12 protein-coding genes and 1 pseudogene are annotated in these 7,548 nt (G+C 31.4%); 8 read left to right on the top strand and 5 right to left on the bottom strand.

What is annotated here, in order from left to right; genetic code table 11:
- Positions 1-270: hypothetical protein (locus ERL59_RS04270; RefSeq protein WP_160644883.1), on the bottom strand; the 270-nt coding region annotated here is incomplete at its 3' end.
- A gap of 788 nt (positions 271-1,058) precedes the next feature.
- Here ERL59_RS04270 and ERL59_RS04265 point away from each other — a divergent pair.
- On the top strand, positions 1,059-1,385 hold the full coding sequence (locus ERL59_RS04265) for a nucleoside triphosphate pyrophosphohydrolase (protein WP_160644881.1): 327 nt from the start codon (positions 1,059-1,061) through the stop codon (positions 1,383-1,385).
- A 344-nt stretch (positions 1,386-1,729) separates the two neighbouring features.
- Here ERL59_RS04265 and ERL59_RS04260 read toward each other — a convergent pair whose 3' ends face one another.
- Positions 1,730-2,182 (bottom strand): hypothetical protein, encoded by a 453-nt coding sequence (locus ERL59_RS04260; protein WP_160644879.1) that lies wholly within the window; start codon positions 2,180-2,182, stop codon positions 1,730-1,732.
- A gap of 2,083 nt (positions 2,183-4,265) precedes the next feature.
- Here ERL59_RS04260 and ERL59_RS21250 point away from each other — a divergent pair.
- The 4 genes and pseudogenes from ERL59_RS21250 (at position 4,266) to ERL59_RS04245 (ending at position 5,387) form a co-directional block, all read left to right on the top strand.
- Positions 4,266-4,424: a thermonuclease family protein gene (locus tag ERL59_RS21250; RefSeq protein WP_328699902.1), complete on the top strand. Its 159-nt coding sequence runs from the start codon at positions 4,266-4,268 to the stop codon at positions 4,422-4,424.
- A gap of 68 nt (positions 4,425-4,492) precedes the next feature.
- On the top strand, positions 4,493-4,648 hold the full coding sequence (locus tag ERL59_RS21245; RefSeq protein ID WP_268894488.1) for a thermonuclease family protein: 156 nt from the start codon (positions 4,493-4,495) through the stop codon (positions 4,646-4,648).
- A 79-nt stretch (positions 4,649-4,727) separates the two neighbouring features.
- Positions 4,728-5,000: pseudogene (locus ERL59_RS04250) on the top strand (lamin tail domain-containing protein); the annotation flags it as partial.
- Positions 5,001-5,102: 102 nt separating this feature from the next.
- Positions 5,103-5,387, top strand: a complete 285-nt coding sequence (locus tag ERL59_RS04245) for a hypothetical protein (protein ID WP_160644877.1) — start codon at positions 5,103-5,105, stop codon at positions 5,385-5,387.
- A gap of 78 nt (positions 5,388-5,465) precedes the next feature.
- Here ERL59_RS04245 and ERL59_RS04240 read toward each other — a convergent pair whose 3' ends face one another.
- On the bottom strand, positions 5,466-5,699 hold the full coding sequence (locus ERL59_RS04240) for a helix-turn-helix domain-containing protein (protein ID WP_160644875.1): 234 nt from the start codon (positions 5,697-5,699) through the stop codon (positions 5,466-5,468).
- Between the two features lie 113 nt (positions 5,700-5,812).
- Between ERL59_RS04240 and ERL59_RS04235 the strand changes: the two genes are divergently transcribed.
- The 3 genes from ERL59_RS04235 to ERL59_RS21235 all read left to right on the top strand — a co-directional run bounded on the left by ERL59_RS04235 (position 5,813) and on the right by ERL59_RS21235 (position 6,546).
- The gene (locus ERL59_RS04235) at positions 5,813-5,968 is read left to right on the top strand and encodes a hypothetical protein (protein ID WP_160644874.1); all 156 of its coding nucleotides are present in this window, start codon (positions 5,813-5,815) and stop codon (positions 5,966-5,968) included.
- A gap of 161 nt (positions 5,969-6,129) precedes the next feature.
- Positions 6,130-6,252, top strand: coding sequence for a hypothetical protein (locus ERL59_RS21240; protein WP_268894487.1), 123 nt, complete (start codon positions 6,130-6,132; stop codon positions 6,250-6,252).
- A gap of 168 nt (positions 6,253-6,420) precedes the next feature.
- On the top strand, positions 6,421-6,546 hold the full coding sequence (locus ERL59_RS21235; protein WP_268894486.1) for a hypothetical protein: 126 nt from the start codon (positions 6,421-6,423) through the stop codon (positions 6,544-6,546).
- 87 nt (positions 6,547-6,633) lie between these two features.
- Here ERL59_RS21235 and ERL59_RS04230 read toward each other — a convergent pair whose 3' ends face one another.
- Positions 6,634-6,873 carry a hypothetical protein gene (locus ERL59_RS04230; protein WP_160644871.1) on the bottom strand — a complete coding sequence of 80 codons (240 nt, stop codon included), beginning with the start codon at positions 6,871-6,873 and terminating at the stop codon, positions 6,634-6,636.
- A gap of 2 nt (positions 6,874-6,875) precedes the next feature.
- A partial coding sequence (locus ERL59_RS04225; protein WP_235929790.1) for a peptidoglycan recognition protein family protein occupies positions 6,876-7,548 on the bottom strand: 673 nt, incomplete at its 5' end.

Raw genomic sequence — 7,548 nt, 5'->3', positions numbered from 1 at the left:
TCCAACACTATTGCTTAAATTAGTAGATTTTAGATTTGTAGACTTTGGATCTATAGATTTCAAATTAGAAGAATTTAAATTAGATTCGTTCTCGACAATTTCTTCTTCAGGAACATAAACCTTATATGTACCCTGATCAATCATTTTATATCCTTCTCGTTCTTGTGCATGTACCTCTGTTGAAGAGAACATACTGAATAAAATTAAAACAACAAGAAGCATCAAACCAATCATAAAATGAAACAACGTATTTTTTTTGAATACTACCATACCCATTTCCTCCCCATTTAATTTAATTTTCTTCCATTTGTTTTACATTCACCCCCCTCTCTATATGAAAGCCCTTACATCTTTTCAAATATTTATAGATAAACTACCATACTATCATTATGATTTAAGTTCTTCCCTTTTAATTAATAGACTAGATTAAGAAAAAGATTGACTATGACTTAAAATATAGTAGTTTGTTATAACTAACATTTTACGACATGCTGTATGATTATTCAACAAAATATTCATACTTTTTTGAAACTTCCAAAAGTTATATGTTATCTCTTCTAAAATAATAGGAAAAGGGAATCGGCATATATCCCCCTTTTCTATACCTATACATTTCTCTTGAATATTTAATATTCCGCCTTTTCACCCTACTTGAAGGAATAAACTACTTAATTTAGAAGCTTTTATTTTAACTTCTGCCCTCTTCATGTAGTTTTGAACCTTTCCTAACTTTTAAAAATCCAGCGATCTCTTCATAACTAAAACACTTTCCAAAATGAAGTTCATAACATTCTCTTTCACTTAACGTTGATAAAGCATCCTATATTTGATATCGCTGAAACTCTGATAATGTGCGATTGGCTTCCCACATCATATTGGAACTAGATGTTAGTTTATTTTCTTTCATTGCTTTCACCCTAAATAGAACATATATTCTAATTATGCACTTTGCTCAAAAATGGAAAAACCATCTACGAACATATGTGTGATACAATGAAGATATCCGACACTAATCTAATTAAGATATAGTCATTGAAATGATCAAAGGAGACTTTAGAATGCCAATGTATAATAAGTTAGTTCGAGATCATATACCAGATATAATTAGCAATAATGGGAAGCAATTTCAAATAAGGGTATTGAATAAAAATGAATATTTTACAGAACTACGTTTAAAATTGAAAGAAGAATTAGATGAATATCTTAATACAAATACAAATGAACATGCAATAGAAGAATTAGCTGATATGTTAGAGATTATATATACCTTAGCAAATGAACATGGTATTTCATTAGATGTACTTGAGAATATAAGAAAAGAGAAAGTAAGAAAACGAGGAGGATTTAAAGAAAAAATATTTTTAATAGATGTACAAGATGACTAATGACACCTCAATTACTGTGAAGAGTAGCTTCTCTCATTAATGTATATTTTATCTACTATTATCGTAGGAATGAAACCATGGCTAGAATAGAATCTATGTCCTTAATTGAATTTCAAAAAGAATTTGGTACTGAAGAAGCTTGTGCCGAATACTTGTTGTATAAGCGCTGAAATGACGGATACACATGCCCAAAGCGTAATCATCTTCAATACTATTACATAAAAACTCGGAAACTTTATCCTGTTGTTTATTATCCTGCTTCCCTCCCCTAGCACACAAAAGAACGTATTTCTACGCCCTTCTGTTAACCGTTTAAATATAAAATTTTTTTTTTAAACTTGTATTTAGCATTCAAATACTGTTGCTTTAAGGCTTCTTGAAGCAACAAAAATATTGGTTACATTAGATGTTGCAACCCTTGTAATTTTGAGATCATACGTATTGATTCCAGCACTTGGACAATTATCTAAAACAGGAAAGTTTGGAAAATTTGTATGTCTTTGCAAGCTTGGTGACGCATAATCCATCTCATTATTGATGGTGGCCATGGCTGTACCATTACGCAGGATTTCATAGGTTACTTCAAATGTTGTAGGATTTTCCTGAGTTTCTATAGCAATTTGAGCCATTGAATCCAGTGATACTTGTGTTTTCTGTGGTTGTGTGACACACACATCTACAGTAGCAACAATTTCAAAGTCACCATCAGCAGCAAGAGTAATTGCATCAGTTCCTCCATATGGATTCAATACTGAGAAAGTCTGAGCTACAACAAAAGGTCCTTTTTTTAATCCCATCACATTTTCCCCCTCTCTTCGAAATTTATCTTTCATTCTATCTTATGAACTATACAATGAATTTGATTGGACTGATGGTCTGTAGACATTTACACAAAAAGCCAAGGAACTTTATTAGCTCCTTGGTAGAGGTAATTCAATGGGTGCTTGCTGCATCTTAAAGTCTTAAAGTAAATGTATTTACAGTATATATTACGCTATCCATCTTCCCTTTGATTGTGTGGATACGGATATTTGGAATAAAAAGGAAGTGTTAACTTATCAATCTCTATTCTATTATCTTCCCCTAGCACAATGGATGATATTTTCCCAACAAAAAAAAGACGTATTTCTACGCCCTTCTTGATATTCTTATTCATGTTTCTACCATTGTGGATCTGGATCAACTAATGTAATTGCTGTTAAAATTTTTTTGTTTTATTCATAATTAAATGAACCTTTTAATAAATATTTCATCCTAGCTCCCTCCCCTAGCCTATCTTGGATAATTATACCCACAAAAAAAGAGTGCCTACATGCACCCTTCCTTTTATCTTATAGTATAATAATGCTAAGGATTTGATATATTTTATGGTCAAATTCTGGTCAAAAAACGGTCACTTTTTTTAAGAGAATTTTAAATAAAAAATTAAAATTAGTGCTTTTTCGCTTTTTTAATCTTTTTCCACTTGAAAAAAATAGATTTTGCTTGATAAAGTAATTTTTGGAGAATTATGTAATATATTGGGTTTTGTCCTTAAAACTTTACTTAATAACCTACAAAAAACTCTTTTACGCTTTTTAAAAGCCTCAATAATCCTTCATTAATGATATGGATATATAATTTAAAATCAATCGTAATTTTAAGCTCATTTTTCATTATCAATCCCCTCCTTTTGTTTAAAGCCTATGTAGTACCGTTTGTCCACTAGTACGGTTTTATTCATATAAATACGTATAAATTTTATAGTACTTGTCCAACATGACTATCAAGGAAAGGATGATAGTTATGTTTGGATTAGGAAAACCAAGAACGAAATTAGGAAAATACATTGATAAGAAAAAGATTTCTCAAAAGTCCATAAGTGAAAATTCGGGTTTAGACAAAAAGACAACTAGTCTCAAAAATGTGCTCTGACGAATACCACAAGCCAAACAGAAGTACAAAACACAGGGTAGTATCAGGACTGAAGAAAAAAGGTGAGGAAGTAGATGAATCGGATTTTTGGTAAGTATTATTGTAAAACATTAGGAGTTTGATCTAATAAAATAGAACTACGTACCAGTTCATTGAATCACTGACTTAGGTTGGTGGTTTTTTATTATTATGTTTGTTCTAATTTAAACTAAGCATATCCAAAAAATATGAACTTAAATATGGGGGAGTTAGATTCAATTGCATTATGAAAATATTCCTTTTTGGTTGCTGATTACACATAATTCTATTTTATTTATAACAATCATAACTGCAGCATTTTCCCTTTATAAAAAAAGGCGGTTGTTTTATCACGTATTACTTTTGTTTGCACAACTATTCTCCCTTTTGTAATGGTAATTGAAGCTTTAGGTAGAGGTCCAGGAATAAACGAATTAGAATATATATTGATCATGTTAAAATCAGGTTCTAAACTATCGATCTATATTGCTTTATGTCACTTATTAATAATAGTTTTCTGGATTGTATTTATTTCTATTTTAATTAGGGGAAAAATAAACTTAAAAGGTGAATCATAATAATCCCTAGTACATATAATTTTTATGTTTTGAGTATTACCATCTGGGCATTCTATATACCCACCCCTAACAAGTCCGTTTAATGCTGAACAGTCTGTTTCTTCATCTTTACCTGTTGACTTTAATAGTTGGTAGTGTTTTATTGGACTTTTCTTTTACACTATTTACTTAATTTCAAATTGTGAAAAGATAAACCTACTTACAAAATTATAGGGATGGGAATTATATGAGGATATTTTATATTTTTATACTTATGCTACTATTGGTAGGCTGCACTGAAACCACAACATTAAAATCTACAAACGAAGAAGTAAATACCATAAATCATCAAGAGGAAAAGTAACTTATAAATGCAACAATAAATAATGTGGTGGATGGAGATACAATCAAAGTTAATCTAAATGGTAAGCAAGAAACAATTCGATTGCTCTTAGTAGATACTCCAGAAACAGTACACCAAAACAAACCTATACAACCTTTTGGACCTGAAGCCTCACAATTTGCAAAACCTGATGGATCAGAAGTATAGATTGAAATAGATGTATCTGAACGTGATAAATAAGGTAGGTTACTAGCATATCTCTGGTAGATGGAAAAATGTTTAATGAGATGTTACTAGGAAGAGGACTTGCTAGAGTCGCTTATATCTATCCACCAAATGTAAAGTATGTAGATCAGTTTAAGGAAATTCAAACAAAAGCTCAAGAAGTAAGTGTTAGGTATATGGAGTATAGAGAATTATGTACAAGATGATGGATTTATAGATAATAAAATAGAGAAAATTGAGGCAATTGTATAGGATTCATTTGTTCAAAATACAGAAGTAAATTTAGAGGAAGAATACATAACTATTATAAATAATGATAGTTATGATATGGATATGACTGGATGGAGTGTATTAAGTGTAGAAGGAGAGCAACGTTTTGATTTCCCTGATTCATACACCATTAAAGCTGGAGAAACAATTACAATTTGGTCAGGTGATTTCTCCAGGGGTATATGGTCTGTTGATCTATATTGGACGGAGCAAAACATTTGGAATAACAACGGTGATCCAGCTCAATTGATTAATGCAGATCATGTCATAGTTGATGTGGAAGAATAAATAAATTGAAAATATATACAGATAGGGGTTAAAATTTTTAATCCCCCCTTTTATTTATAAGTTCTAGCTAAATATAATTACAAACTAATGAGGTGAAGAAGTTTGAAGCGTCGTTATTGGTGGATATTAATAATTATAGTGTTGGTTGGTAGTTTTTTGTTTGCCACTTGCAAAGGAACAACTGGGGCTTTTGTAACGGTTGTTGAAGTCAAAGAAAATTCAATTGTTGTTAAAAATCAAGATAATGAATTAACAACAGTTCGTGTTCCTGAATCAACTATTCAATTAATAAAAATAGATACTGAGTATTTTGTGGTTTATGAATGGCGGTTTTCGAAAGATAAAAAGTATTTTTCAAAATTAGAAAGAATTGAACCAATAGAATAAAATGAAACTAATAATCTCATATTGGAGTAACTATTACGATTCGGCTCTTTAGAGAACTAGATTAATGTCAGACATCTTTTATCTATAAGGAGAATCATAATCTCTAGTCATTATAATCTTTATATTTTGTGTGTTTCCATCTTTACATTCTATATATCCACCTTTAACAAGTCCGTTTAATACTGAACGGACTGTTTTTTCGTCTTTGCCTGTTTTGATTTCGAGTTCTCGAATGGTTGGCATTCTTTTTTTTATTGAATGAGGGAAGTTATAGAGAATACGTAATACTTTTCTTTCAAGGTCTGTTAGCATCAGGACACCCCCACAATCTCACCAAACTTGATCCACTCATATTCATGCTCATGCTCTAATTTAATTTGTCTTCATATATATATTACATCATAGTATAGAAAGGAGGGATTAATATGAGTTCACATAGTTCTGGTTCTGGAGCTGCATTAGTTTTAGTGTTATTTATATTACTTGTAATAATATTATTAGCTTCAACTAAACCTTATTTCTGTTCTGCTCCTCAACGTCGTGATATATCAATCCCAGCCGGGTGTGAATTACGGCTGTAGATAAAAAAGGCAAAGTATAAACCGTTGATTCGTCGGAGAAGGAAACGATTATCTTATGTGTAACCCTGAAAGTTGTACTTGCCTTAGGACACCGGTCCAGACAAAATAGATTTTCCTTTAATAGTATATAGTACATCATAGTATAGAAAGGAGGGCTTAACATGAGTTCACATAGTTCTGCTACTGGTGCAGCTATTGTATTAGTACTATTCATTCTACTTGTAATAATATTATTAGCTTCTTGGAATGGTTTTAAAGTCCTCAATAGATGTAGAAATTTTTAACACTAGTAATAGTAGTCACACCTTTAACGTTCACAAATGTAAACCTCACTATTTATTAGTGGGGCTTTAATCTATGAAAAATGTGTACTTGCCCTAGGATACCCGTCCAATCAAAGTAGATTTTCCTTTCATAGTATGTATTACAACATATTGAAAGGAGGGATTAAGATGAGTGCAGCTATAGTTTTGGTTTTATTTATTCTGTTAGTTATTATTTTAATTGCTGTAAGTTCGCCATATAGATTTAACGTGTTTAGAACGCAGTCGAGTGATGATGATTTACCAGGTTTGTAAGATTTTTAGACACAATAAATACTCCCCTTTAAGTAGCAGAATTTTAATCTTTCTACCTTTAGGGGAGCATATCACATTAAATCTACTTTACTTCTGTACTATATTTTTTGCCCCACTCCATAATCCACTAGCAGCCAGTCCCATTACAATACCAACTAAAATAGCTTGTTTTGGATCACCTGGAGCCACATAAAAAATACCAGTTGCTACCCCTAAAACTAGAGAAAAAACTGGTAATAATTTAGCCCCTAATCCTAATTGTTTTGCTAACTGAACTAAAGCAACAATGATAGGTACGATTGCAAAATCATAAACTTGAAATTCCATAATTAATTTCCACCTTTCTTTTGACTTAATCGATCTAACATAACAAAGAATAACCAAGGAAAATCGTTAATGACTTCCTGTGGTTTTTCTTCTACTTTCTTTTTCCATTCATCAACATCATAGAGCAATTCTTTCTCATTTAAGTTTTCAATAGATTGATGTGCCATATCTATCTGCCATTTTTTTAGCTTCATTAACACTTCCTCCCTCGGTAAACAATCATAGTATTCTATGACTACATCTTGTAATAACTGGTCATATGATTTTTCCATTTTTGATAAAGCATTTTGTGGGTCTGTTTTTCTTTGTGGATCAAGGATATGATGACCAATTATAGCTTTAGTAGGGTCTAGTCCAAACTTATAGCAGATATATGCTATTACCCATACATACCTTTTATAGGCTTCTTCATTATTAATACTTCCTCTTAGATGGGAAAAACAAAGCTCAACACCTGCGGCTATATCATTTGCATCACCAAATATCTGATTATCCAAAGGTTTTTGATATAGCACATGCCATGCCTTTTCTGGTGTATCTGTAAGCAAAGGAATACACTCGTAAATACCTGTGTCATCTACAAAAATATGAGCGGAGGTACCACTAGTAAGGTATTTTTTGACGATTGGATATTTTATTTTGAAAGTCATGCTTTCACTTCCTCCCCGACAACCT

It is taken from the genome of Chengkuizengella marina (assembly GCF_009910845.1).
Lineage (GTDB): Bacteria > Bacillota > Bacilli > Paenibacillales > KCTC-33759 > Chengkuizengella > Chengkuizengella marina.
The sequence above is the reverse complement of the archived record's forward strand: the minus strand, read 5'-3'. Positions and strand labels throughout refer to the sequence as shown.

Excerpts from the sequence above, each read along its gene's own strand:
- ERL59_RS04235 (WP_160644874.1), top strand. The coding sequence starts at position 5,813 with ATGAGTTCACATAGTTCTGGTTCTGGAGCTGCATTAGTTTTAGTGTTA.
- ERL59_RS04260 (WP_160644879.1), bottom strand. The coding sequence starts at position 2,182 with ATGGGATTAAAAAAAGGACCTTTTGTTGTAGCTCAGACTTTCTCAGTA.
- ERL59_RS21240 (WP_268894487.1), top strand. The coding sequence starts at position 6,130 with ATGAGTTCACATAGTTCTGCTACTGGTGCAGCTATTGTATTAGTACTA.
- ERL59_RS21245 (WP_268894488.1), top strand. The coding sequence starts at position 4,493 with ATGTTTAATGAGATGTTACTAGGAAGAGGACTTGCTAGAGTCGCTTAT.
- ERL59_RS04265 (WP_160644881.1), top strand. The coding sequence starts at position 1,059 with ATGCCAATGTATAATAAGTTAGTTCGAGATCATATACCAGATATAATT.
- ERL59_RS04240 (WP_160644875.1), bottom strand. The coding sequence starts at position 5,699 with ATGCTAACAGACCTTGAAAGAAAAGTATTACGTATTCTCTATAACTTC.
- ERL59_RS04230 (WP_160644871.1), bottom strand. The coding sequence starts at position 6,873 with ATGGAATTTCAAGTTTATGATTTTGCAATCGTACCTATCATTGTTGCT.
- ERL59_RS21235 (WP_268894486.1), top strand. The coding sequence starts at position 6,421 with ATGAGTGCAGCTATAGTTTTGGTTTTATTTATTCTGTTAGTTATTATT.